This window comes from Rhodococcus sp. NPDC055024, assembly GCF_053608585.1.
The window spans coordinates 294,408-317,645 of the sequence record NZ_JBSGVT010000001.1; the positions used below are offsets into that span (position 1 = coordinate 294,408).

The 23,238-nt window shown below is 63.4% G+C and carries 26 protein-coding genes; 15 read left to right on the forward strand and 11 right to left on the reverse strand.

The features are described 5' to 3' along the window. The 3 genes from ACWF6P_RS01325 to ACWF6P_RS01335 all read right to left on the reverse strand — a co-directional run. Positions 1 to 953 (reverse strand): Ig-like domain-containing protein (locus tag ACWF6P_RS01325; RefSeq protein ID WP_452619685.1); only part of this gene is annotated, 953 nt, incomplete at its 3' end. Between the two features lie 848 nt (positions 954 to 1,801). After that, on the reverse strand, positions 1,802 to 3,055 hold the full coding sequence (gene serS / locus ACWF6P_RS01330) for a serine--tRNA ligase (RefSeq protein ID WP_378445531.1): 1,254 nt from the start codon (positions 3,053 to 3,055) through the stop codon (positions 1,802 to 1,804). Between the two features lie 65 nt (positions 3,056 to 3,120). Then, positions 3,121 to 3,516: an ankyrin repeat domain-containing protein gene (locus ACWF6P_RS01335; RefSeq protein ID WP_230816040.1), complete on the reverse strand. Its 396-nt coding sequence runs from the start codon at positions 3,514 to 3,516 to the stop codon at positions 3,121 to 3,123. A gap of 70 nt (positions 3,517 to 3,586) precedes the next feature. Here ACWF6P_RS01335 and ACWF6P_RS01340 point away from each other — a divergent pair, with 70 nt between their 5' ends. The 6 genes from ACWF6P_RS01340 to ACWF6P_RS01365 all read left to right on the forward strand — a co-directional run bounded on the left by ACWF6P_RS01340 (position 3,587) and on the right by ACWF6P_RS01365 (position 9,793). Further along, complete coding sequence (locus tag ACWF6P_RS01340) at positions 3,587 to 4,693, forward strand: septum formation family protein (protein WP_081557200.1); 1,107 nt, start codon at positions 3,587 to 3,589, stop codon at positions 4,691 to 4,693. 3 nt (positions 4,694 to 4,696) lie between these two features. Beyond that, entirely contained in the window at positions 4,697 to 5,047 is a 351-nt protein-coding gene (locus tag ACWF6P_RS01345) for a metallopeptidase family protein (RefSeq protein WP_452619686.1), read from the forward strand. 134 nt (positions 5,048 to 5,181) lie between these two features. Beyond that, entirely contained in the window at positions 5,182 to 5,481 is a 300-nt protein-coding gene (locus ACWF6P_RS01350) for a PE family protein (RefSeq protein WP_378445529.1), read from the forward strand. Positions 5,482 to 5,563: 82 nt separating this feature from the next. Further along, on the forward strand, positions 5,564 to 6,832 hold the full coding sequence (locus ACWF6P_RS01355; RefSeq protein ID WP_452619687.1) for a PPE domain-containing protein: 1,269 nt from the start codon (positions 5,564 to 5,566) through the stop codon (positions 6,830 to 6,832). Positions 6,833 to 6,834: 2 nt separating this feature from the next. Beyond that, positions 6,835 to 7,650, forward strand: a complete 816-nt coding sequence (locus tag ACWF6P_RS01360; RefSeq protein WP_452619688.1) for an ESX secretion-associated protein EspG — start codon at positions 6,835 to 6,837, stop codon at positions 7,648 to 7,650. A 40-nt stretch (positions 7,651 to 7,690) separates the two neighbouring features. Beyond that, positions 7,691 to 9,793, forward strand: coding sequence for an acyltransferase family protein (locus ACWF6P_RS01365; protein ID WP_452619689.1), 2,103 nt, complete (start codon positions 7,691 to 7,693; stop codon positions 9,791 to 9,793). A gap of 9 nt (positions 9,794 to 9,802) precedes the next feature. On the opposite strand, the gene ACWF6P_RS01370 is transcribed toward ACWF6P_RS01365, so the two are convergent. From ACWF6P_RS01370 to ACWF6P_RS01380, 3 genes are read right to left on the reverse strand one after another with little or no spacing between them, the layout of a single operon-like run. Next, on the reverse strand, positions 9,803 to 10,471 hold the full coding sequence (locus ACWF6P_RS01370) for a histidine phosphatase family protein (protein ID WP_452619690.1): 669 nt from the start codon (positions 10,469 to 10,471) through the stop codon (positions 9,803 to 9,805). Next, complete coding sequence (gene pheA, locus ACWF6P_RS01375) at positions 10,468 to 11,382, reverse strand: prephenate dehydratase (protein WP_452619691.1); 915 nt, start codon at positions 11,380 to 11,382, stop codon at positions 10,468 to 10,470. Before pheA ends, ACWF6P_RS01370 begins: the two co-directional genes overlap by 4 nt. A gap of 31 nt (positions 11,383 to 11,413) precedes the next feature. Beyond that, positions 11,414 to 12,052, reverse strand: a complete 639-nt coding sequence (locus ACWF6P_RS01380; RefSeq protein ID WP_452619692.1) for a hypothetical protein — start codon at positions 12,050 to 12,052, stop codon at positions 11,414 to 11,416. 139 nt (positions 12,053 to 12,191) lie between these two features. On the opposite strand from ACWF6P_RS01380, the gene ACWF6P_RS01385 reads away from it, so the two are divergent. The 5 genes from ACWF6P_RS01385 (at position 12,192) to ACWF6P_RS01405 (ending at position 16,352) form a co-directional block, all read left to right on the forward strand. Beyond that, the gene (locus tag ACWF6P_RS01385; protein ID WP_003945406.1) at positions 12,192 to 12,971 is read left to right on the forward strand and encodes a DUF2470 domain-containing protein; all 780 of its coding nucleotides are present in this window, start codon (positions 12,192 to 12,194) and stop codon (positions 12,969 to 12,971) included. Positions 12,972 to 12,981: 10 nt separating this feature from the next. Then, positions 12,982 to 13,803, forward strand: a complete 822-nt coding sequence (locus ACWF6P_RS01390; protein WP_452619693.1) for a CPBP family intramembrane glutamic endopeptidase — start codon at positions 12,982 to 12,984, stop codon at positions 13,801 to 13,803. 160 nt (positions 13,804 to 13,963) lie between these two features. Beyond that, entirely contained in the window at positions 13,964 to 15,199 is a 1,236-nt protein-coding gene (locus ACWF6P_RS01395) for an LCP family protein (protein WP_452619694.1), read from the forward strand. 99 nt (positions 15,200 to 15,298) lie between these two features. Further along, complete coding sequence (locus tag ACWF6P_RS01400; protein WP_452619695.1) at positions 15,299 to 15,769, forward strand: hypothetical protein; 471 nt, start codon at positions 15,299 to 15,301, stop codon at positions 15,767 to 15,769. Positions 15,770 to 15,806: 37 nt separating this feature from the next. Beyond that, positions 15,807 to 16,352, forward strand: coding sequence for a ferritin (locus tag ACWF6P_RS01405; protein WP_378445519.1), 546 nt, complete (start codon positions 15,807 to 15,809; stop codon positions 16,350 to 16,352). Between the two features lie 11 nt (positions 16,353 to 16,363). Here the strand turns inward: ACWF6P_RS01405 and ACWF6P_RS01410 are convergent, their stop codons facing one another. Beyond that, positions 16,364 to 17,305 carry a cytochrome c oxidase assembly protein gene (locus ACWF6P_RS01410; protein WP_452619696.1) on the reverse strand — a complete coding sequence of 314 codons (942 nt, stop codon included), beginning with the start codon at positions 17,303 to 17,305 and terminating at the stop codon, positions 16,364 to 16,366. 126 nt (positions 17,306 to 17,431) lie between these two features. Between ACWF6P_RS01410 and ACWF6P_RS01415 the strand changes: the two genes are divergently transcribed. Together ACWF6P_RS01415 and ACWF6P_RS01420 are read left to right on the forward strand one after the other, a co-directional pair. Next, the gene (locus ACWF6P_RS01415; protein ID WP_452619697.1) at positions 17,432 to 18,076 is read left to right on the forward strand and encodes a DsbA family protein; all 645 of its coding nucleotides are present in this window, start codon (positions 17,432 to 17,434) and stop codon (positions 18,074 to 18,076) included. Further along, the gene (locus ACWF6P_RS01420) at positions 18,073 to 18,639 is read left to right on the forward strand and encodes a vitamin K epoxide reductase family protein (protein WP_452619698.1); all 567 of its coding nucleotides are present in this window, start codon (positions 18,073 to 18,075) and stop codon (positions 18,637 to 18,639) included. Before ACWF6P_RS01415 ends, ACWF6P_RS01420 begins: the two co-directional genes overlap by 4 nt. A gap of 9 nt (positions 18,640 to 18,648) precedes the next feature. On the opposite strand, the gene ACWF6P_RS01425 is transcribed toward ACWF6P_RS01420, so the two are convergent. From ACWF6P_RS01425 to ACWF6P_RS01435, 3 genes are read right to left on the reverse strand one after another with little or no spacing between them, the layout of a single operon-like run. Next, positions 18,649 to 19,596: a M56 family metallopeptidase gene (locus ACWF6P_RS01425; RefSeq protein ID WP_452619699.1), complete on the reverse strand. Its 948-nt coding sequence runs from the start codon at positions 19,594 to 19,596 to the stop codon at positions 18,649 to 18,651. Further along, a complete protein-coding gene (locus tag ACWF6P_RS01430; RefSeq protein ID WP_019746375.1) occupies positions 19,593 to 19,952 on the reverse strand; it encodes a BlaI/MecI/CopY family transcriptional regulator in 360 nt (119 codons plus the stop codon). The genes ACWF6P_RS01425 and ACWF6P_RS01430 overlap by 4 nt, the downstream gene beginning before the upstream one ends. Positions 19,953 to 19,980: 28 nt before the next feature. Continuing rightward, entirely contained in the window at positions 19,981 to 20,610 is a 630-nt protein-coding gene (locus ACWF6P_RS01435) for a M23 family metallopeptidase (RefSeq protein WP_452620428.1), read from the reverse strand. A gap of 179 nt (positions 20,611 to 20,789) precedes the next feature. On the opposite strand from ACWF6P_RS01435, the gene ACWF6P_RS01440 reads away from it, so the two are divergent. Together ACWF6P_RS01440 and ACWF6P_RS01445 are read left to right on the forward strand one after the other, a co-directional pair. Beyond that, entirely contained in the window at positions 20,790 to 21,716 is a 927-nt protein-coding gene (locus tag ACWF6P_RS01440; protein ID WP_452619700.1) for a cation diffusion facilitator family transporter, read from the forward strand. A gap of 154 nt (positions 21,717 to 21,870) precedes the next feature. Beyond that, positions 21,871 to 22,416 carry a ferritin gene (locus tag ACWF6P_RS01445; protein WP_024487904.1) on the forward strand — a complete coding sequence of 182 codons (546 nt, stop codon included), beginning with the start codon at positions 21,871 to 21,873 and terminating at the stop codon, positions 22,414 to 22,416. On the opposite strand, the gene ACWF6P_RS01450 is transcribed toward ACWF6P_RS01445, so the two are convergent. Next, positions 22,413 to 23,231 carry an alpha/beta fold hydrolase gene (locus ACWF6P_RS01450; protein ID WP_003944129.1) on the reverse strand — a complete coding sequence of 273 codons (819 nt, stop codon included), beginning with the start codon at positions 23,229 to 23,231 and terminating at the stop codon, positions 22,413 to 22,415. The genes ACWF6P_RS01445 and ACWF6P_RS01450 overlap by 4 nt on opposite strands. Positions 23,232 to 23,238: the final 7 nt, after the last annotated feature.

A 23,238-nucleotide genomic window follows, 5' to 3' on the forward strand; every position in this document is an offset into this window, starting at 1 on the left:
GGAACCGACAGTGACGTCGTGGTCTCCACATCCACCGGAGCCGGATCCGAGACCGTCACCGTCTGAGCCGACGCCGAAGAACTCACAAACCCAGCACCGGCAGTGAAGTCAGCCGTAACACTCTGAGCACCAGCAGCATCAAACGCATGGCTCAATGTCGCAACACCCGAAGCAACTGCAACCGGAGAACCGATCGCAACACCGTTCGACTTGAACTGCACCGAACCAACAGCATTGTTCGGAGCAACCGTCGCCGTCAGATCAACCGCAGAACCCGTAACCGCAGTAGCCGGAACCGACAGTGACGTCGTGGTCTCCACATCCACCGGAGCCGGATCCGAGACCGTCACCGTCTGAGCCGACGCCGAAGAACTCACAAACCCAGCGCCAGCGGTGAAGTCAGCCGTAACACTCTGAGCACCAGCAACACCGAACGCATGCGACAGCGTCGCAACACCCGAAGCAACCGTCACCGGCGAACCGATCGCAACACCATTCGACTTGAACTGCACCGAACCAACAGCATTGTTCGGAGCAACCGTCGCCGTCAGATCAACCGCCGTACCCGTGACCGCCGAAGCCGGAACCGACAACGACGTCGTGGTCTCCACATCCACCGGAGCCGACTGAATGTTGATGGTCGCCAAGGGGCCTGCACCAGCATTGAGCGGTGCGTCCTTGTTGGCGCGCGGGGAGCATCTGGTCGGCGCCCACTGGGTACCGAGGAATGTGCTCGCCCGAGCAAGCTGCGTGCTGTAGTTCTCCATCGCACCAGCATTTCCGGCGTTTCCGGCTGTTCGCACCTTCGGCTGAATCACGCCGGATGCTCCCGCAATCACGTTGATGTCTACGGCTGGCAACTGGAACCATGTATCGCCGTTACTGCTGTTCGTTCCGTCAAGATTCTTCTTGGTCTTCGGTGCCCGGATACCGCCCTCGGAGTTCGTGCTCACCGTGGGACTGTTTCCAATCACTTGGTTGTTTCCAGAGATCCGCAGAATCTGACCAGCCCCGTCGGCTGCCCCCGCTTCGTTGACGCGAATTACGGAGGGCGCCACGCTGTCCAAGCCGATTGCTGTTCCACCGACGATGTTCGCGGAAACAAAGGTCGTGTTTTCGGGGATCATGAAATCAAATTTGATTCGTGAGAGATTCGTTGTGGTCGCGATGCTCTCTTTGTCCGGATACGAGCTCGGTCCGGGTTGCAGTCGGACAGTGAAGGCCTCGCCGGGGTCCACGGTGGCAGGCGCATCGACCCTCACCGAGGTTGCGGGGTTTTTGTACTGATCACCAATTGACGAACCGGCGATACATGCATTGGTGAAACTCGTGGTAGTTGGATCAGCCGACGCTGGTGCACCGACAAGCATCATTCCGGCAACCATTGCGGTTCCAGATATAGGCACGACAAATCTACGAAGGAGGGTTGCTGACACGGGCACTTCCTTTGGAAGGCGAACATGGACGAAGTGAAATTCGGACAAAACGTGTGCGCGCCGTCACAACATAACGAAAAAACTAGTACGTGTACTACTTTTGGCAAGACACTTGTCCAAATCACCCCGGACTCACCCTCACATCACCTGACGGGGGATGGAAAAGCAGGGTATGGAAACCCGATTGAACGCAAAACTATCGCCAAAGCGGCCCATCGACAACGCTTTTGGTGGTCAATTCGTCAATCGTCGGGAAAAAGTTGATTTTGCGTCAGTTCAGAAAAAGTTCCAAACCTACCAGTACGAAAGTACGAAAAGGGCCGCGACGGAGTCCGTCGCGGCCCTGATTGTGTTGGTTCAGCGTGTCAGCGAAGCACATCCGTGCCGACAAACGGCACCAATGCCTCGGGCACTCGCACCGAGCCGTCGGCCTGCTGATGGTTCTCGAGAATCGACACGATCCAGCGCGTCGTAGCCAAGGTGCCGTTGAGAGTGGCAGCCGTCTGCGGCTTGCCGTTCTCGTCGCGGTACCGAACTCCGAGGCGACGGGCCTGGAAGGTCGTGCAGTTGGACGTCGATGTCAGCTCGCGGTAGGTGCCCTGCGTCGGAACCCACGCTTCGCAGTCGAACTTACGCGCGGCCGAAGAACCGAGATCTCCGCCGGCGACGTCGATCACGCGGTACGGAACGTCGATGGCGGCCAACATGTCTCGCTCCCAGCCGAGAAGACGCTGGTGTTCGGCGTCGGCATCCTCGGGACGGCAGTACGTGAACATCTCGACCTTGTCGAACTGATGGACACGGATGATGCCGCGGGTGTCCTTGCCGTAGCTGCCGGCCTCACGGCGGAAGCACGAGGACCAACCGGCGTAGCGCTTCGGGCCTTCGTTCAGTTCGAGGATCTCGCCCGAGTGGTAGCCGGCCATCGGCACCTCGGAAGTTCCGACGAGGTACAGGTCGTCATCCTGCAGGTGGTAGATCTCGTCGGAGTGAGCACCGAGGAAGCCGGTACCGGCCATGATTTCCGGGCGCACGAGTACAGGCGGAATCATCATCGTGAAGCCGTTGGCGATCGCCTTCTGCGCGGCCAACTGCAGCAGTCCGAGCTGGAGCATGGCTCCGTAGCCGGTCATGAAGTAGAAGCGCGAACCCGAAACCTTGGCGCCGCGTTCCATGTCGATCAGGCCGAGCGACTCACCCAGTTCGAGGTGATCCTTCGGCTCGAAGTCGAACTTCGGAATCTCACCGACGTGTTCGAGCACGATGTAATCGTCCTCGCCACCGGCCGGCGCACCTTCTTGTACGACGTTGGAAATCGCGCGGTGTGCGGTGTCGAGCGCGGCCTGCGCCTCGTGCTGCGCGGCCTCGGCTTCCTTGACCTTTGCCGCCAGTTCCTTGGAACCCTCGAGCAGCGCGGGGCGCTCCTCCGGAGATGCCTGTCCGACCTTCTTGCCGAAGGCCTTCTGCTCTGCGCGGAGGTTGTCTCCGGTCAGGACGGCAGCGCGTCGGGACGCGTCGGCTTCGAGCAGAGCATCGACCAGTCCTGGATCTTCTCCACGGGTGCGCTGCGACTCGCGGACGATTTCGGGGTTCTCACGGAGAAACTTGAGGTCAATCACGACTTCGAACTTTACCCACTCACCGCAGCTCCCCGACGCTCACGTCCACGTCGAAGAGGGGGAGATCACGATTCGAGCAGACTCAGGTAATCCTCGCGTCCGAACATCCGAGCCGCGTCGACGGCAGTCGGGTGTCCGCCTTTCGGGTCGGCTCCACCGTTCACCAGCGCTTTCACCACCGCATCCTCGCCCTTGAAGACGGCTCCGGCGAGTGGTGTCTGATTCTTGTCGTTGGGCCGGTTGACGTCGGCGCCGCGATCGATCAAGGCAACGACGGCGTCAGCGTGACCGTGATACGCCGCCAACATGACGAGCGTGTCGCCGCTCTCGTTGGTCAGATTGACGGGAACTCCGGCATCGACGTACGACGCCAGCCCGGCTGCGTCGCCGGTTCGTGCCATGTCGAAGAGCCGGCCCGCCAGCTCGACAGCCTCGGGATCGAGTGGGGTGTTTTCGCTCATGACTACAAAATACTCACAGACGCGATTGTGAGTTTTGTAGTGAAGGTTCGATATCGCCACGGCAACAGGCATGATGGAATCGATGTCCGAAGACAAGATCGAGAAGTCGCCAGATCCGGCAGATCCCCAGGGGGCGCCGGCGAAGAAAACTGTCTCCGCGAGTCGCACCCGTCGGGTCCTGGCTGCCGTCGCGGTGGGTGCGGTGGTCGCCGCGATCGCAACGATCGCGATTTCCGGAGGATTGAACAAGGACGACTCGTCCTCGGTCAGTGTCAGTGGCGGCGGTCCAGCAGCGACGGGCTCCGCTCGCGACGACGCTTTCACCGCGGCTGCGGCCGGCGACTGCCTCAACTGGACGCCTGCGACCGAGTCGGGCGGGGACCGCACGGACATGTCGAAGGTTCAGTGCGGAAGTGAGCATCGCTTCGAGGTCGCCGGTCCACTCGACCTGTCGGTGTTCCCCGGCGCCGAATTCGGCCCCGGTTCCCGGTACCCGGGCGCCCTTCGATTCGCCGAACTCCGCGACGAGCACTGCACACCCATCGTCATGTCCTACCTCGGTTCGAAATTCGATCCCAAGGGCAAGTTCAGCGTCGGCCTGATGTTCCCGAGCGAATCCGGTTGGGCCTCGGGCGAGCGCGCACTGCGTTGCGGCTTGCAGTTCTCGACGACGACCGGCGAACTTCAACCGTTCGCGGGCCGCGTGGCGGATCAGGATCAGTCGAACGTGTGGGACGTCGGCACGTGCATCGGCATCAACCAGAACCTCCCGACCGATCCGGTCGACTGTGCGAAACCGCATGCATACGAAGTTATTTCGGTGATCGACCTCGGCACTCAGTTCCCCGGCGCGATGCCTTCGGTGGAAGATCAGGACCGCTATCTCGAAGGCGTCTGTACTCAGGCATCCAACGAGTACCTGGGTTCCGCAGACGCACTTCGCGACAAGACGCTGACGCTGTTCTGGGACAACATTTCACTGGAAAGCTGGTTGGCCGGTAGTCGCCGAGTCAATTGTTCGATCGGCAAAGAGGTCGAAACCGGCGGGTTTGCCGCGATCACCGGAAGCGCCAAGGGCGAGATCCTGATCAACGGTGCCGCTCCGGTTCCGCCACCCGCTGCACCGGAAGGTCGGTCGTTGCCGACGCCGTTGCCCGGCGCAGCTCCGCCGTCGTAAGCCATGACGGTGACTATGACGCCCGACCGGTTCGAGGAACTGGTCGGCGAGGCACTAGATCTGATTCCGCCCGAACTTGCGAAGGCCATCGACAATGTCGTGGTGCTGGTCGAAGCACGTGACGAGGAAGAACCGGGGCTGCTCGGTTTGTATCAGGGCGTCGCTCTGACCGAGCGGGATTCTCATTACGGTGGCTATCTGCCGGACACGGTCACGATCTTCCGCGATTCGATCCTCGACATCTGTGAATCCGAGGACGAGGTTGTTCACGAGGTTGCAGTGACCGTCATCCACGAGATCGCGCATTACTTCGGCATCGAAGAAGACAGGTTGCACGAACTCGGCTGGGGATAGGGGCAAAGTCGTCCGATTTTGGGGGGAACCAAAAGCGACCGGCATGCATCAAACTAGGTGCGGGGGGATTTCGACGGCTGTGTGCACGACCTCCCGACCACTTATCCGCCCTGGTCAGGAAGGAGTTCGGCACTATGTACGTCGATCCTCAAGCCCTAGTTGCCGCCGCAATAGAACTCGAGTCTGCGGCGACGCGCTTGCGCGGAATCGTCTCTACTGCGCAGCCGACGCTGCGCGTCCTTCCGGCCGGGTCCGAAGAAGTCTCCGGTAGCGCGGCACATTACTTCAACACCATCTCGGGCAGCCTTGCCTCGTCCACCGATCGGGCAATCGAGGAGCTCACCGCGGCTGCGGCGGCTCTGCGCAAGAATGCAGCTGCCTACGAGCTCGAAGACCAGCTCACCAAGACCAGCCTGGCTGCCGCACCGATCTGATCGACAGCGATCGAACTCGACAACTTCGAACTCGACAACTTCGAACTCGGCAACACAGTCACACTTCCTGGGGGGAAGAACAATGGTCGGCATCACGGGCGTCATCTGGTATCCGCGGGGCGCAGCACCCAACTCTGCAGCACTGGTCGCCGGGGCCGGGCCGGTCCCTCTCGGTGTGGCGGCCGGTGCTTGGTCCACCGTTTCGTCCGGACTTACCGACACCGCTGCGTCCATCTCTCGCGTGATGGCGGACCTTCGCACCGGGTGGTCAGGAGAAGCAGCCGATGCCGCGTTGAGCAAGTTCGCACCGTTCCAGGAATGGGCTGGTGCGGCCGCGCTGCTCGCGGGAGAAACTGCAGGTAAGGCCCAGGTGCAGTCCGGCTCGTACACGGTTGCCACCCTCGCCATGCCGTCCCTGCCCGAGATTGCAGCGGTTCAAGCGGCCAAGGTCGCCGCGTACTCCATCGGCGGGGCGCTGGTAGGCGGGGCCGCTGCAGCCGAGGCTGCCGAAGAAGCTCTCAAAATTCGAGCGGCGGTGACGATGGAAACGTACGACGCCGCAACGGCCCATCTGGCCGTGCAGCAGAACTTCGACTCACCACCGTCCATCGCGGAACCCACCGCTGGGGCATCCGCTTCGGCCGAAAGCCCAGGCAGCGCCGCTCGACAGTCCGTCGTGCACGCGGCATCCACGCTCGCTGACGTAATCGCGGATCCTGTGCGCGCCGCAACCGCTGCTGTCGCATCTGTAGTTTCCAGCCCGGTATTTGCCACCGCTGCCTCGCAGGCCGGTGCCATCGCCGGTGGAGCGGCTGCCGCCGCCGGGGCCACGACAACCGCAGTCACGGGCGCCACCAGTGCCGCATCAGCTCTCGCGACGGCAGGAGCAGGACTCACCGGACTGGGCGCCACAGGGCTGGGCGGCAGAGGACTCGGCGGCGCAGGGCTGGGCGCTTCCGCACCGTCACTGTTCGGCTCCCCGTCGGCAGGCCGGGCACCGGCACAGGTCAGCGCAGCATCCGCGACTACCGGAGTCGGAACAAGTGCAGGCTCGTCGTCGAGCGGCAGCATCGGCCGGCACGCTCTTCCCGATCCCTCCACCGGCCAGAGCGCCGCACGCCAGAACCCCGTGACCTCGCCGGTTCAGGGCACCGCGGATACCGTCAGAGTGGATCCCACCCGAACCGCAAGCGGATCTGCGCCAATCGCCGGCGGTCGTCATGCCGCCCAAGCGGAAGACGAGACCGAGCACGACACACCCGACTATCTCAAGCACTTCGAACACTTCGCCGACGGCCGGACGGTCATCCCTTCGGTGATCGGTGGCGCGCTTGAAACCGCAGAGCGTTGACGGTGGATCTCGGCACCTCACCTGACGGCTGGAATTTGCCGGTCGTCACGGTGTCGCAGGACGAAATCGACTATGTACGTGAGCGACTCGGTCTCGATGCGCTTCCCGTGGTTCTCGGTGGCGCGTCGGTCCACGGCAGTGCGAGCGCTCACCATACGGCGATGCAGTCCGCGGCGGATTCACTCTCCGAGCGCGATCTCCTCCCGGGTGGGGAGATCCATCACGAGCTCAGTGCCCGCCTGCGCGTCCTGACTCACCCCAAGTGGGAATTGGCGCTGCGTCGGCATGCCGGCGGAAGCATTTCACGCCTCTGCATCGCGCAGGGCGAATTCCATTGTGTCGAAGCAACATCAACCGAATCTTCGTTTGCACTACGCAGTGTCACGTCCGAACCGGCCGTACCCGTGGTCACCGCGCTCGGCAGCGCCGAAGCAATGCCGATCGCCGTGATCAACGCACCGACCGAAATGCTGAGCCTGGCATTCGGCGCCGGCCCGGATGCAGACAGCGTGACCTCTGCCTTGATCAACGCCGGGATACCCGAAGACGAAGCGCACCAACTGGGTAGCGCAATCGTCACCTGTACCGCTTTCGCCGAATTGGTCGGAATACCACACAGTTTGGGAGCGACGACGCTCATGACCGGCGCAGTGACGGTGTACGACACCTTGGCCGGCCGGCTCGTGGGTTCGACCACTCGGGCTGCCGACGGCACCGAATGGACATCCATCAGTTCCGGAACACCCCACCGCCTTCGGCAAGCCGTGAACGCGCTGGTAACCGAACTCGAGGAATCGACGCCGGACACTTCCGGGTAACCTCGGGGCGTCCCTTCAACGCCCGGAGCCTTACTTCAGCATGCAGTTCTCGCGTCAACCGTCGTCACCGGGCGAACAAGGCTCGGTCGGCACGATCGATCGGCCGACCGAAGAACGGGCAACAACACCTCACCGACAAGATCTGAACGGCCTGCGTGGCCTTGCCATCGGTTTGGTGGTCGTGTTCCACGTGTGGTTCGGACGGGTATCGGGCGGGGTGGATGTCTTCCTGGTTCTGTCCGGGTACTTCTTCGTCGGCTCACTGGTTCGACGCGCCGAAGCCGGGGGCTCGTCGAACCCGCTCCCAGCACTGCGGCGAGTGTTTCTGCGGCTGTTCCCTCTGATCGCGGTGGTCAGCGTCTTGACTGCGATCGGGACCGCGCTGCTGTTGCCGCGGACGCGCTGGGCAGATCTGGGTGATCAACTGATCGCGGTGCTCGGCTTCTTCCAGAACTGGCAGCTCGCCAGCACCGCAAGCGATTACCTGGCCGCCGATGGTTCGGTCACTCCCCTGCAGCATCTCTGGTCGATGGCCGTGCAAGGTCAGTTCTATCTCCTGGCCATTGCACTCGTCTCGGTGATCGCCTACCTGGCTTCGCGCGTGAATCCGAACTACTTTCGACCCTCGCTCGCGGTCACCCTCTTCGTTCTGGCCGCCGGATCTTTCCTCTACGCGCTCGCCAAATCGTCACGCCATCAAGCTTGGGCGTACTACGACTCCGGCGCCAGGTTGTGGGAATTGGCTCTCGGAGGGCTGCTCGCGGTTCTGATGACCAGCACGCGCAGTCGGCAGATCGCGTCGTTGCCGTTCTCGATCCGGGCGACAATCGGTTGGGCGGGTCTTTCGTCGATCCTGTTGTGCGGAGTCGTTCTCGACGGCGCGGCGCAGTTCCCCGGCCCGTGGGCGCTGGTACCGGTGCTGGCAACTCTTGCGCTGATCCTGTCCGGAGTCGGCGACGACGCACCCTGGACGTCGCAGACGCTCGCCCATCCGGCTCTGACGTGGCTCGGCTCGTTCGCGTTCGCGCTGTACCTGATTCACTGGCCCATCCTGGTGTTTGCACTCGTGATCACCGGACGCCCCGAAGCCGGCCCGCTCGGCGGGGCACTGATCATCGCCCTCTCCGTCGCCGGGGCGCTCGCACTCCGGCGCCTGGTCGAGGTTCCGGTGGAGCGCGGAGGCCGCTCGCGCCGATTCACCGTTCTGGCTTGTTTCATCACCGCTGCCGTGGTCCTCGCAGCTTCGGTCGCTTGGCAGTCGTACGCGAGCAGCCAGACGACGGGCCAACGGGCGGTCGACACCCTCGACCTCCCGACCCATCCCGGCGCACTCGCACTCACGGACGGTGCCGATGTACCCAAGGCGTCGATGGTTCCCTCGATCTTCGATGCGCCGCTGGACCTTCCGGCCAGCACGCTCGACGGTTGTATCGCCGATTTTCTCGAGCGGGACGTCGTCCACTGCGCCTACGGCGACGCCGAGGCCGACAGAACCATCGCTCTCGCGGGCGGTTCGCACTCCGAACACTGGCTCACTGCGCTCGACGAACTCGGCAAGAGCCACGGGTTCCGCGTCGACACGTATCTGAAGATGGGCTGCCCGCTCACCATCGACTCCATGCAGACGTTGTCGGACAACGACTATCCGGATTGCGTCGACTGGTCGCGTGGAGTGCTGACCGAGTTGGCCGACGCCTCACCCGATTTCGTGTTCACGACGGCAACCAGGCCGAGTTCCGACGGCCCTGGCGACGTGACGCCCGAGTCTTACGTACACGTGTGGGAGGAACTGGGGCGCGACGGTATCGACGTGCTCGCCATCCGCGATACCCCGTGGTTGCACCACGACGGCGTCGCCTACCGCGCGATCGACTGTCTGGCGACCACCACGTCACCCGATCACTGCGCGATGCCACGGTCGGAGATGCTCAGCGACGTCAATCCGGCGCCGTCGGCAATTGCCGATCTGACCAACGTCCGGCTACTCGACCTCAGCGACGGCGTGTGCGGACCGGAGTTGTGTCGCGTCGTGGAAGGAAATGTGTTGGTGTATCACGATTCCCACCACCTGACCGCCAGTTACGTGAGAACCCTGTCCGCCGAACTCGGGCGCCAACTGAGCGTCCAGACCGGCTGGTGGTGAAGCAGGCGGTCAGCCCATCACGTCGTCGGCACCGGGGATGAGCCGATGCTCGAACGGCGGATTCACAGCTCCCCAGCGCAGGCACTCCCAGCCGCCGTCGGCCGAGGGCAACAGTTCGACGGTCTCGGTGTTGGCCAGGTGGTTGTTGGCGGCGAACAGACCGGGGACACCGGCCAGTTGGGCGGCGACAAGACGGATCGCCGCACCATGACTGACCACGACGATGTCTCCGCCGTCGCGTGAGCCTTCGAGAAATTCTTCCCGCAACGCGTTGACCACGGGGACGTACCGTTCCAGCACGTCGTATCCCGTTTCGCCGCCGGGAATGCGGGCGCCGAGGTTCCCGGTGTGCCAGTGATGGAACGTCTCCATGAACAGTCGGTGCGCTGCTTCGTCGGTGCGATCCTCGAGATCCCCGGCCTGCACCTCGTGCAGTCCGTCCCGCACATCCAGGGAGACGCCCGCTGCCTGCTCCACGAAACCTGCTGTCTGCCGTGCACGCAACGCCAACGACGACACGAGTGCGAGGGGCGGGGCCGAAGCGAGGCCGATGCCCAACGTTTCGGCCTGCACCAATCCTGCCGGCGTGAGTTTTGCTCCAGGCAAGGCGGTGTCGAGACGCTTGGCGACATTCGCCTCCGTCTGACCGTGCCGAACGAGGATGAGCCTTCCGGTCATCGTTCTCCCTCTCCCCGCTTGAGCTCGTCGATCCAGTTGATTGCTTCTTCGTCCGAAGGTGGTTGTGGCCCGGTCGAATTCGCTGTTGCCCACGATCCGAGGAAGCGGACTCCGGATTTGCGATGCAGTGCACGCATCGCCTCGGCCACCAACGAGTCCTCGATGTGCCCGACGCAGTCCACGAAGAAGCGATAAGTACCCAATTCCGTTCGCATCGGCCGCGATTCGATCCGAGTCAGATCGATGCCGCGAGCTGCGAATTCGGAGAGTGCACGTACCAGGGAGCCCGGAGCGTTGTCGAGGTGAAGCACCAGCGCGGTGCGATCGGCACCGGTCCGCGGCGGAACCGGGGCCGGCTTGGTGACCAGCACGAAGCGTGTGCGGGCACCGCCCACATCGGCGACGTTGTCCGCGAGGCTGTCGAGTTCGAGCATCTGACCGGCCAGCGCCGTGGACACACCGGCGTCGACGGTTCCGGCCTGCACATCCAGGGCCGCACCGGCATTGGACGAGGCCAGCACCACCTCGGCTTGTGGAAGGTTCTCGGCGATCCATCCGCGGACCTGTGCGCCCGCATGTGGGTAGGCCCCGATCGTGCGGACCTGATCCGGGGTAGTCCCGGCCCGAACCAGGATGGAGAAGCTCACGTCCAGATCGGTTTCGGCCACGATCTGCAGCGGCGAACCGAGGGCCAGCGAATCGAGCGTCGGCGCTACGCCGCCTTCCACCGAGTTCTCGAAGGGAACCACGGCCCCGTCGACCGAACCCTCGCGAACCATGTCGAGCGTCGCCGGCGGACTTCCTGCCGGTACTCGCTCGACGATTTCGCCGAACGCGCCCTCAGCCTCCAACTGGGCGAGAGCTATCTCCGTGAAGGTTCCCGACGGACCGAAATACGCGATTCTTGGCACGCCTACGAGATTACGCACCGACCCGCGCCGGTCACTGCAAACCCGCGGCACGCAGAGCGGTTTCCACCGCCTGCGGATCCGCGACCTCGATCGTGAGCAGCACCTCGCGCATCGCGGACGCGGCTTCCGGGATCAGAGCAGTGAGTTTTTCCGGCTTCGGATCGACTATCGCGGCGCGAACGTCATCGCCGCGCAGTGCGGCGACGGTGCCACACAGCAGGGCGATCACCTCGTCGGCGTCGGCTGCGCGGGCGACGAAACCGACGGACTCGTGCGCGAGTACCGCCAGGAAATCGGCCACTTCGGTGGGAGTGCGACCGGCGGCGAGTCCGGGAATCCGGCCACCTTCGCACAGTCGCAGTGCCGCTTCGGCAGGCGTCAGTTCCTCCTCACCGCCGTCGACGTACACCGCGAGCGGAGCGGGCAGACGCAGCGCGATCGCGTCGTCGATCTGGTCGGTGGTGACGTCGAGGTCGAAACGTACGGCCTCGTACGACGCACCGGTGTCCGCACGTAGTTTCTCGGGATCGATGTCGAGACGGACGACCACCCGGCCCGCGGCTTCGGCGCCGATCAGGGCGGACGCCGGAACGACCGGGGGAAAGAGTGCTTCGAGGAGTCCGCGCGAGTTTCTCGGGGCGGGCAGCCCGAGTGAGAGAGGAATGGCCACGGACAAACCGTAACCCCGGCGAAGTCGACGGATTCCACGCGAGTTGCGTAAAAGTCTTGCGATTCACACCGGAGCACCTTAGGTTAGGGTTACCTCATCATCCGATGGAGTTCGAGAGAACACCCGCCAAGGGGGCAGCATGGCAACGAAGACCAGCACCGGCCCGTCCACCGCCGAACGCGTCCGCAGCGCCTGTGTGCGCGCACAGGACGCAGTTCTCGCCATCGAAGGCAGCGATCCCACCGTCACGTCGGTGCATCACCTGCGTTCGAACGGTGACGTCGTCGTTGCAGTCCCACATGCCTCCGCAGCTGCGGCTCTGGCCTGGAACTCCGGCGGCGGCGGCTTGCCTGCCGTCCTCGAGATCACCGATCACGCACCACTGCGACTGCGCGAGCCGGTGCGCTCCCTCGTGTGGCTTCGCGGCTCCTTGCACGCGGTGCCCGACTACGAGGCACGCGTTCTCGCCGACGACGTCGCATCCGAACATCCCCACCCGGGACTTCTCGACATCGGCCACACCTCGGTCCTTCTTCGTTTGAGCCTGGCCTCGGCTGTAGTCGCTGATTCGACGGGAGCAGAACCCGTCGCCGTGGACGAACTGCTGAACGCCAGCCCCGATCCCTTCTGGGAAATGGAAACGGCGTGGCTGCAGCATCTCGACGAAGACCACCGCGACCTCGTGGACCTGCTCGTGCGCAAGCTTCCCCCGTACATGCGCACCGGACGTGTTCGGCCACTCGGCATCGACCGCTACGGCCTGCGCCTGCGGGTCGAGGATCACACCGGTGACCGCGACGTGTGGATGCCGTTCGCCAACCCCGTCGACGACGCTCCCGCGCTGAGCCGCGCCATCCGCATGCTGGTCGGGTGCCCTTTCCTCAACGGCCTCCGATCGGGCGGCGCATCGAACGGCTAGCGTTGCGCGGGTGAATGCCCGCGAAACCGTCCGCACGTGGTTACGGCCGCCGTCTCCCGTTCCGGCCGGCCCGGCGCTCGATCCGGCCGCCAGACGCGGAGTCTGGATCGAGATCACGATCGTCCTGCTGGTCACCTTCGGACTCAGCGGATTGTCCGGGATCCTTTCGCTCGCCGAATCCTTGGCGACGCCGGTTGCGCTCTCGGATCAGACGGTTGCGCTCAATCCCTCGCGGGCCGCCATCGACTGGATCGACCTGGCGCGCCAATTACTGGGCGTCGCAAAGCTTCTCGCGTGGGCAGCGCTTGGGCTCTACCTACTGTGGCGTTCGGGGATCGGTCCGCGTGCTGCGGGGCTGACTCCCAAACCTCGATTGAGGCGCGACATAGCCCCGGGTTTCGGCTTGGCCGCCGTGATCGGTCTCCCCGGCCTGCTGTTCTACCTCGTGGCTCAGGCGCTCAGCGTCAACCTCACCGTCCAGGCCAGCGCGCTCGACGACCACTGGTGGCGGGTGCCGATCCTCGTACTGTCCGCAATCGCGAACTCCGGCGCCGAAGAGGTACTGGTCGTCGCCTACCTGATCACTCGCCTCCGAACGCTGGGTTGGAGCGAGAACAAATCACTGCTCGCATCGTCACTTCTGCGCGGCAGTTACCACCTCTATCAGGGGTTCGGCGGCGGCGTCGGAAACGTGATCATGGGGCTCGTGTTCGGCCGGTACTGGCAGCGCACCGGGAAACTCTGGCCACTGGTCATCGCCCACGCTCTCATCGACATGGTGGCGTTCATCGGTTACGCCCTCCTGCGCGATCACGTCTCCTGGCTGCCGTGACCGGTACCGTGAACTGGTGACCGGCGACTCCGAATATCCTCAGCGCCCTCCGCGGCGCCAGCCGCCAGGGCCACCTCCGCGTGGACCGATGCCTCCGAGGCAGAACCCTCCACGCCAGAATCCACCCCGTCAGGGCCCACCCCCGCAGCGGCGCCCACCGATGCCGCCGGAAGGCCCGACAGTCATTCGCCGCGACGGACGCCCGCCGCAGCAGAATCCGGCCAATCAGGCCTGGTCACAGGCCCCACAACAAGCTCCGCAGCAACCCAGGCGCGAGGACTGGGCACCGACCCAGCGCCCGCAGCCGTTCCAGGACGACCCCCGCCGTCAGGGTGGGCAGCGTCAGGATCCGCAGCGCCAGGCCAAGTACGCGCCCGCTCCGCCGCGCCGAACCCCGCCGAACGCCCCGCCGCGCCCTCCTGAACCACCGAAGCAGCGACGCCCACGTAAGCGTCGTAGCTGGGGTAAACGTATCGGCATCACGTTGTTGGTGTTGCTGCTCGCATTGGCCGGTGCGCTCTATTACGTCGACAGTTCGCTCAATCGAATCGACGCGCTGCCCGACTACGCAGGACGCGTCGCCGATACTCCGGGAACGAACTGGCTGATCGTCGGCTCCGACAGTCGTGAGGGGCTCACCCCCGAGCAGGAGCAAGCCCTTGCGACGGGCGGCGACACCGGACCCAAGCGCACTGACACGGTCATCTTGGTCCACGTCCCCAAGAGCGGGAAGACGACGATGATCAGCATCCCGCGCGACTCGTACGTTCCGATCCCCGGCTACGGCTCGGACAAGATCAACGCCGCCTTCGCCTTCGGTGGCGCTCCCTTGTTGGTGCAGACCGTCGAGGAGGCAACGGGGCTTCGCATCGACCACTACGCCGAAATCGGGTTCAGCGGGTTCGCGGGCATCGTCGACGCCGTCGGCGGCGTCAACGTGTGCCTGGCGCAGCCGATCGACGACCCGCTGGCCGGGATCAACCTCCCCGCCGGATGTCAGGACTTGAAAGGTTCGGACGCACTCGGGTTCGTGCGAACTCGCGCCACGGCGCTCGCCGACCTCGACCGCATGAACAACCAGCGCCAGTTCATGTCGGCGTTGCTGTCGAAGGCGACCAGTCCGACCACGTTCCTCAATCCGTTCCGGTTGTGGCCACTCGTCTCCGATACCGCCAAGTCCCTACAGGTCGACAAGGGCGATCACATCTGGAATCTGGCCTCACTCGCCTGGGCGCTTCGGGGAGGGATGACCACCACGACGGTTCCCGTTGCTGGTTTCGAGGACGTCGACGGTTCGGGCAACGTGCTGTTGTGGGACAAGGCACGCGCTTCCCAGTTCTTCGACGCCCTCGCCAACGATCAGCAGATTCCGCAGGATCTGATCACCACCGGGTGATCGCCCTGAGTTCCCGTCGTACCGAGGGAGGACAATCCGGGCCAACAAATCGCTTTTCGGCAGGACGCGGAATCGGCGGCCGAAAAATACCGTGAAGGTATGAACAAAACACACCACAGGTACCGCACTCTCGCCGTCGTGGCCGCCGCCGTCGGAGCTGCTGCACTCGTGACATCCTGCTCCGGAACCTTCGAGAAGTTCGACGACTCCAAGGCGTACAAGAAGACCGAAACCTTCTCGTTTGCACGAACATCCAACGGAATCGACACGCTGCCGAGTTGGGTTCCGGCCGGCGCGACGGATATCGACGAGATCATCCGCACCACCGGCAACGAACGCATCCTGCGAATGAAAGCGAACGTCGCGGAGATCGATCACAACATCTGTACTGCACTTCCCACTGCCGAAACGCGCCCGGCCTCCCTGTCCGCTCAGTGGTGGCCGGCGGGGATCGAAAAGAGCAGCTCGTTCCAGTGCGGCGACTGGTACGTCGGCGAAAAGGACTCGTTCGTCTACGGGTACCGACCGGAAACTGTCGGCTTCATCATCGATCAGCTCGACAAGAAGTAGCTCCCTCTCAGCGGCGACGACCCAGTAACCTGTTGGGATGACACAGGCGAAGAACTCGAGCGAATTCACCACTCTGCTGCGTCAGCAGATCCGTAACGAGTTCACTGCATCGCAGCAGTACATCGCGGTAGCGGTGTACTTCGATGCACACGATCTTCCGCAGATGGCCGCGCGCTTCTACAGCCAGGCCACCGAGGAACGCGGTCACGCGATGATGATGATCCAGTACCTGCTCGACAACGACCTCGACGTGGACGTACCCGGCATCGACGACGTCGTGACGAAGTTCGACAGCGTCCGGGCTCCGGTCGAATTGGCACTCGAGCAGGAGAAGACGGTCACCGAGCAGGTGACGCAGCTGGCACGTACAGCTCGCGATACCGGCGACTACCTGGGCGAGCAGTTCATGCAGTGGTTCCTCAAGGAACAGGTCGAGGAAGTGGCAAGCATGACAACACTTCTCACCATCGTCGACCGCGCCGGCGACAACCTGTTCCACCTCGAAACGTTTGTCGCACGCGAGATGAACACCCCGGCCGCTGCCGACGCAATGGCGCCGACGCCCGCCGGCGGCGGCGTCTGAGGGCCACCGGCCTACCGAGTCTCAGGCCGCTCGGCGGCGCTCAGTGATCTGAGGAAGTTGTTGTACGCCTCCAGATCACTGTCGCCGTCGATCTCGGCGCGACGGTCCAGGGCGGCATTCATCCGTTTGTCGTCCCGGTTCCAGCGCATCGCGAAGATCACGACCACCACCAGCGCGACGGGCTCTCCGTACGACCACGCGAGGGCGCCCGCGAGCTGCTGATCCTGCATGACGTCCACGCCCCACTCCGGAGGCGGATCCACGAACGTGGTCAGCAGCGGCTTTGTGGCCATCATGAGTACGACGCCGATGAACACGTGCAGCGGCATCTCCACGAACAGGTCGAAACAGCGCCCGAGGTAGCTCTGCCGCACCGGGAGTGGGCCGGTCGCGAGCACCGGCATGATGAAGAGCAGACCGCTGGCGAGAAAGAAGATCTCGAGCGAGACGTGTCCGGCCGGTAACGCCGAGACCGTATCGAAGATCGGCGACAGGTAGATCCCGTAGTAACTGAACAGAAATACCGGGATCGTGAAACCGGGGTGCAGCATCCACCGCGCCGGCGGGCTACGCAATGCCGAGAGGGCAAGCGCGAGAATGCCTTTCCCCATCCCTCGGTGCGGCGTCGAACGCAGTAGCAGCAGTCCCGGCGAGCCCAGTACCCAGAGCGGCGGGATCGCCATCGAGAGCGTCAGGTGTTGGAACATCCAGACACTGAAGAGTTCGTAGCCGTAGCTCTCGACCTTCAGTCCGGTTACCGCGATCAGCAGCAGGCACCCACCCAGGAAACACGCTGTCCGATGCCACGGCCACGGTCTCCCACTCGCGCGAACTCGCTGAGCGCCAGTCCAATACCAGAGTGCAAGAACAACTCCCAGCGCAGGAAGAAGCGGGAGGGACGAAGTATCCCACTCCAGCATCTGCCCGATCGACGGCGGCGGCGTGTCGTTCACGAACGCTTCACCGGCAGGTCCTCCTTCGTCTCCATGCGGGTACCGTCGACTCTACACCTAACTACTATGTTGGATAGTATTTAGGAATTCGACGGAAGGTCCAGGTGCACAGCAGTGTCCAGAAGCATGAAGATATCCGCCGCCCTGATCGCGGTGTTCGCGGTAGCACTGATCACGTTCATCACCATCGATCCGATCCGGGCGGACAACGAGAGCACCGATCGGGCAGCACAATCCACCGCCGTCCTCACCGACGACGCGTACCGATTGACCTCGGCCGCCGACGGCAAGGTGAACCTGGTCGAGTTCCTCGACTTCGAATGCGAGGCCTGCCGCGCGCTGTACCCGACGATGGAGCGAATCAGAGCCGAGTACGAGGATCGAATCACGTTCGGGATCAGATACTTTCCGATTCCGAGTCACACCAACAGCACTCTCGCGGCGCAGGTCGTCGAATCCGCATCTCGCCAGGGCAAGTTCGTCGAGATGTATCAACGGATGTACGAGACGCAGTCGCAGTGGGGTGAATCTGCCGAATCGCAGGAGGTGCTGTTCCGCTCCTACGCACAAGATCTCGGCCTGGACATGACCCGATTCGACTCCGACCTCGGCAGCCGCGGCGTCCGCGAGCGGGTCGAGCGCGACTTCGAAGAAGGTCGACGCCTCGGCGTCCAGGGCACGCCGACCCTCTTTCTGAACGATGTGAAACTGGCCCCGATGCCGACCTACGAAGATCTGAAAGCCCAGATCGACACCGTACTGGGACAATGAACTCCGTCCTCACCGGTCGCATTCTGGCTGTCGCCGGCCTTGCCGGCCTGATCGCGTCATTCGTCCTGACGCTCGAGAAGTTGGCAACGCTGAGCGACCCGGCGTACGTACCGTCGTGCAGCATCAACCCGATCATCAGTTGCGGCACCATCATGAGTTCACCGCAGGCCGAGGTGTTCGGATTCCCCAATCCGATATCGGGCCTGATCGGCTTCACCGCGCTCACCACTGTCGGGGTCCTCGCTGCTACCGGAGTATCTCTCCCGCGGTGGTGCTGGTTCGCCACACTCGCCGGGCTGGCCCTGGCCGCGACATTTGTTCACTGGTTGATCTTCGCGAGTCTCTATTCGATCCAGGCGCTGTGCCCCTACTGCATGATCGTCTGGATCTCGGTGGTGTGTTCACTCTGGTATTGCGCCCTGCACCTTGCGGTTTCGCGAACCAACAGTGCCATGGCCGCCACCGCCGCCAGATACCACTCGGTAGTGCCCACGGTATGGATGATTCTTGTGGTGCTTGCAATCACCGAGGCCTTCTGGTGGTACTGGCGGACACTCGCCTGAATACGGGATTCAGGTCAGAGCAGCGCAGATACCCGCCGAGACGGCTAACGTCACGGCTGCGGCAACGGCCGTCGTGACAGCCGCCGGCACACAGGCCGCCACCGCGCAGGTCAGTCGCCGAGGCGACGCCACGTCGCCGTCCACCAGGGAACGCAATCGCACTGCGGTCGCGCCGCCGCGATCGCCCAAGCTCCAGTCCGGCTGAGGAAGCGGCGATTTCGACACCACGACAAGAGCGGAACGCACCGCAGCCGGGCTGGTGACGCGAGCGGCGTGCCGGTCCGCCGACAGTTCCACGATCGCGCCGACGGCAGCAGGTGCCGCCGCGAACAACGGCACTCGCGGCAGAACAGCGGCCAAGACTTCGCACGCACCGACGATTCGGTGATGACCGCCGCTCAGGTGCGCACGCTCGTGCGCGAGAACCGCGTCACGCTCACCTCCGGTAAGAGCGGATGACAAGCCTTGCGTCGCAACAACAAATCCAGGCTTTCCGGCGACGCTGTAGGCCATCGGCAGAGGATGATCCAACCACAACACGTCGGACTCCGAGTTGTCGCGGCGCGCGACGATCGAGAGAACATCACGATGGAAATCTCGGACTCTCGCGTGCTCACGTGCCTGTTTGCGGCCGGCCGACACGATCCGAACGGCGATCAAACCCACCGCAGCAACGGCTGTACCGGTGATCAGTTCACCCACCCACGAACTCGTGCCGTGCGCGAAGGCGCTGAAGCACCGAGCAATACCGTCGACCAGCCCCTCGACCGGCGCGTGGCTCGGCCACACCAGAACCAAGACCGCGGAGAGAGCAAGATACAGAGCCGACGCCATACTGCCGAGCCACGCCGCGAGTAGCACCGCCGGTGACAACGCCGAGGAAACAGCTCGCAACACTCTCGGGACCAAAAATCCCACGAGTACCGCACCGAGAAGCATCGGCAACGCCAATGTCATTGCGCACCTTCCCCGGAAAGACCTCGGCGCAGGGCCTCGTTCTCGGCGTCCGTCATGGTCTTGGCAAAGTGCAACAGCACGGCAGCGGAATCGGAACTGCTGTCCAACAATTCGCGCAGGGCCCTGGAGGTGGCTTCTTCACGGCTGCGGCTCGGCCGATAGAAGTAGGCGCGACTCTTCTTCTCGCGACTCACCCAGCCCTTGTCGTAGAGATGCGTCACGACGGTCAGGATGGTGGTGTACGCGAGCTGTCGACGCTCACCCAGGATCTCGACCAGATCCTTGACCGAGAGCGCGTCGTCGGACTGCCAGAGCACATCCATGACCTCGGCTTCGAGTCCGCCCAGCCCCTGCATTGCTCCTCCATCGCGTCGTGACAGAACTTCAGTCGCCCGTGGTCTTCTCCCCGAACGACACGCCCCGAGAATTCAGATATGCGAGCGGATCGGTCTTCTGTCCGTCAGATTGCCACACCTCGTAGTGCAGGTGTGGTCCCGTCGATTGTCCACGATTGCCGACGGTCGCGATCAGCTCACCCGCCCGCACCTTCTGACCGGCAACCACGAGCGCCTCGTTGATGTGTCCGTAGACGCCGACTGTCCCGTCATCCTGCTGGATGCGGACCCAGAGCCCGAACCCCGCGGCGGGGCCGGATTCGAGCACAACTCCGTCGGTCGCGGACACGATGGGCGTTCCGATCGCGTTCGCGATGTCGAGACCGTAGTGGGTGGTTCCCCACCGTGGACCGAAGTTGGACGTCATCGTCCCGCTGACGGGGGCCATCACCTGTGGCTTCTCTGCCTCGTACGCCAGCGCCGCACGCTCGGATTCTAGTTGTCGCGTCTTGCCGAGTTGTTCGGCTATTCCGGCAAGATCCGTCGTACGAACAAGGTCGAGGATCTCCGGCACCGACACCGCCGCCACATCCTCGACTGCAACCGGCGGCGGCGATGCGTGCCCGATGGAAGTGCCGGACGCCAGGATTGCGCCCGTCGCCACGGAAACCGCGGCTATGCGCCCGCCGGGTCTGATCGGCTCGGCTTTTCGATGTCGTCCCACTTCTCGGTCCTCGCGTCGGTGACGAATGAAGGTCTACGCCGCCACCCTACAACTATGTTGCATAGTTTTTAAGACATGCACTATTGCGCATATATGCATATGTGTCTAGGCTGACGTCGACGAAAGGATCTTCGATGTCACACGGACACGGGCACGGAATCTCCCCCGCCGAGGCTGCGACCAGCAACAGCGGCAAGCATGTCAACAAACTGTGGATCGCCGCCGGCCTCGGGTTGGTGACGTTCGTGCTGCAGGTGACGGTCGGACTCTTCACCTCGTCGCTGGCACTGCTCTCGGACTCGGCGCACGTGTTCACCGACATCTTCGGCATCTTCATGGCGCTCGCCGCGATCCTCGTCGCACAGCGTGCCGCCCGGCGCCCCGACCGTACTTTCGGCATGTATCGCACGGAAGTGTTTGCGGCACTGGCCAATGCGATCCTGCTCTTCGCAGTCGCCGGATGGGTGCTCTACGAGGCTGCCAGCCGATTCTCGGATCCGCCCGAGGTTCCCGGCCTCCCCGTCGCGATAGTCGCCGTCGTCGGATTGGCGATGAACGTCATCGCCTTCCTGATGCTGCGCAGCGGCGCGAAGGAGAGTATCAACATCCGCGGCGCCTACCTCGAAGTCATGGCGGACATGGTCGGGTCCATCGGCGTCCTCGTCAGCGGCTTGGTCACGCTCGCGTTCGGTTGGCGTTACGCCGACCCCGTCATCGGCGTAGCCATCGGCCTTTTCGTCTTGCCGCGCGCCTTCAACCTGGGCCGCCATGCCGTCCGCATCCTGCTCCAGCAGGCCCCCGATCGCATCGACGTGACGTCGATCATCGAGCAGATCAACACCCTCCCGGGCGGCGTCGACGCGCATGATCTACACGTCTGGACGCTCACCTCGGGGATGGAGGTTGCTTCCGTTCACGTCACCGCGGTCAGTGACGCCGATCCCACAACGGTGCTCGCGGCCACCCAAACCTTGCTTGCCGAGGCCTTCGAACTGGAGCACGCCACCGTACAGGTGGAACTACAGGGAAGTGACGGTAAATGCGCGGAACTCGCCTGGTGAAATGGACATTCCTAAATGAAACATTCGATTTCACCGGGCTCGATAACCTCACCGAATTCGAAGAAAAATTAGGTCTTCTTTAGTTTGGGAACGCTTACCACAATAAGGTCAGACTGGGATGACAGGGCCTCTGACCTGCACTATCTTGGAATTCATGACTTCTGGGGAGACTCACATGACCAAATTCCACGCACTACTCCGAGACCAGATTCGCAACGAGTTCAACGCTTCGCATCAGTACATCGCGACAGCGGTTTACTTCGACAATGCGGATCTGCCACAGCTGGCAAAGCACTTCTACAAGCAGGCTGTGGAAGAGCGTAACCACGCCATGATGATCGTTCAGTATTTCCTCGATCGCGACATCAACGTCGAACTCACCGGCGTCGACGCTGCGAAGGCCGACTTCAAGGATGCCCGCGAGCCCATCGCTCTCGCGCTGACGCAGGAGAAGACGGTCACCGAGCAGATCGTCCAGCTCGCGAGCACTGCCCGCGAAGAAGGCGACTACCTCGGTGAGCAGTTCATGCAGTGGTTCCTCAAGGAGCAGGTCGAGGAAGTGGCAAGCATGACAACACTTCTCACCATCGCGGATCGCGCAGGCGCCAACCTGTTCGACCTCGAAGACTTCGTTTCCCGTGAGATGAGCACCGTCGGTGACACCACCGGTGCGCCGAACGCAGCAGGCGGAACCATCTAGCCTGCAGCACTCACAGATTTTGCCCTCGAGCCGAACGGTTCGCTTCCTGCCAGCAGGATCGAACTGATCAGCTCGGGGGCATCTGTCATCGGTACGTGCCCCAGACCGGGCAGAACCATCAACTTTGCCTGCGGGAACGGCTTTTTCACGCGCTGCGCCTGATACACGGGCAGGATGAGATCGCGTCGGCCCCACGCAACCGTCACCGGCACAGTGGGATCCACGATGGGCGGCAGCACGAAGTCCATCTCGAGACCGAGGTCGACGAGTTCGTTGGACACGAGCGAACGGCAGTCGGCCAATGCCGCCGCATACCCGACATGACTCGGATGAGCGAAGAACGCGGCGAGCGCCGGATAGCGAATCAGCTTGTACCGCAATGCGCGTGGCAATCCGTCGCCCATGAGCTTGGCCGTGCCGCGCAGTGCACGGAACGTGTTGATCGCTCGCACCTGATCGAGGTGATTGACAAAGAACCCGGCCGGCGAAAGAGCTGTTGCCGACGCGACGTCTCCGCGCGCCGCCAGCGAGAGTGCAATCCAGCCGCCGAGCGAGTTTCCGGCGACGTGGGCGCGCTCCCCTGCCGGAGTTACTTCCTTGACGAACTCACTGACATCGTCGATCAGCTGTCCCATGACGTCAGGACCGAGTTCGGGCAGCAGTGACTCTCCGTGACCCGGCAGGTCGACGGTGACGACGCGGCGGTACGGCGTCAGCTGGTCCAAAAGCGAATCCCACGCCTGCCGTCGATGGACGATTCCATGGACGAGCACAAGCGTGGGACCACTACCGGAGATGTCATGCGACAAGGTCATGTCGCCA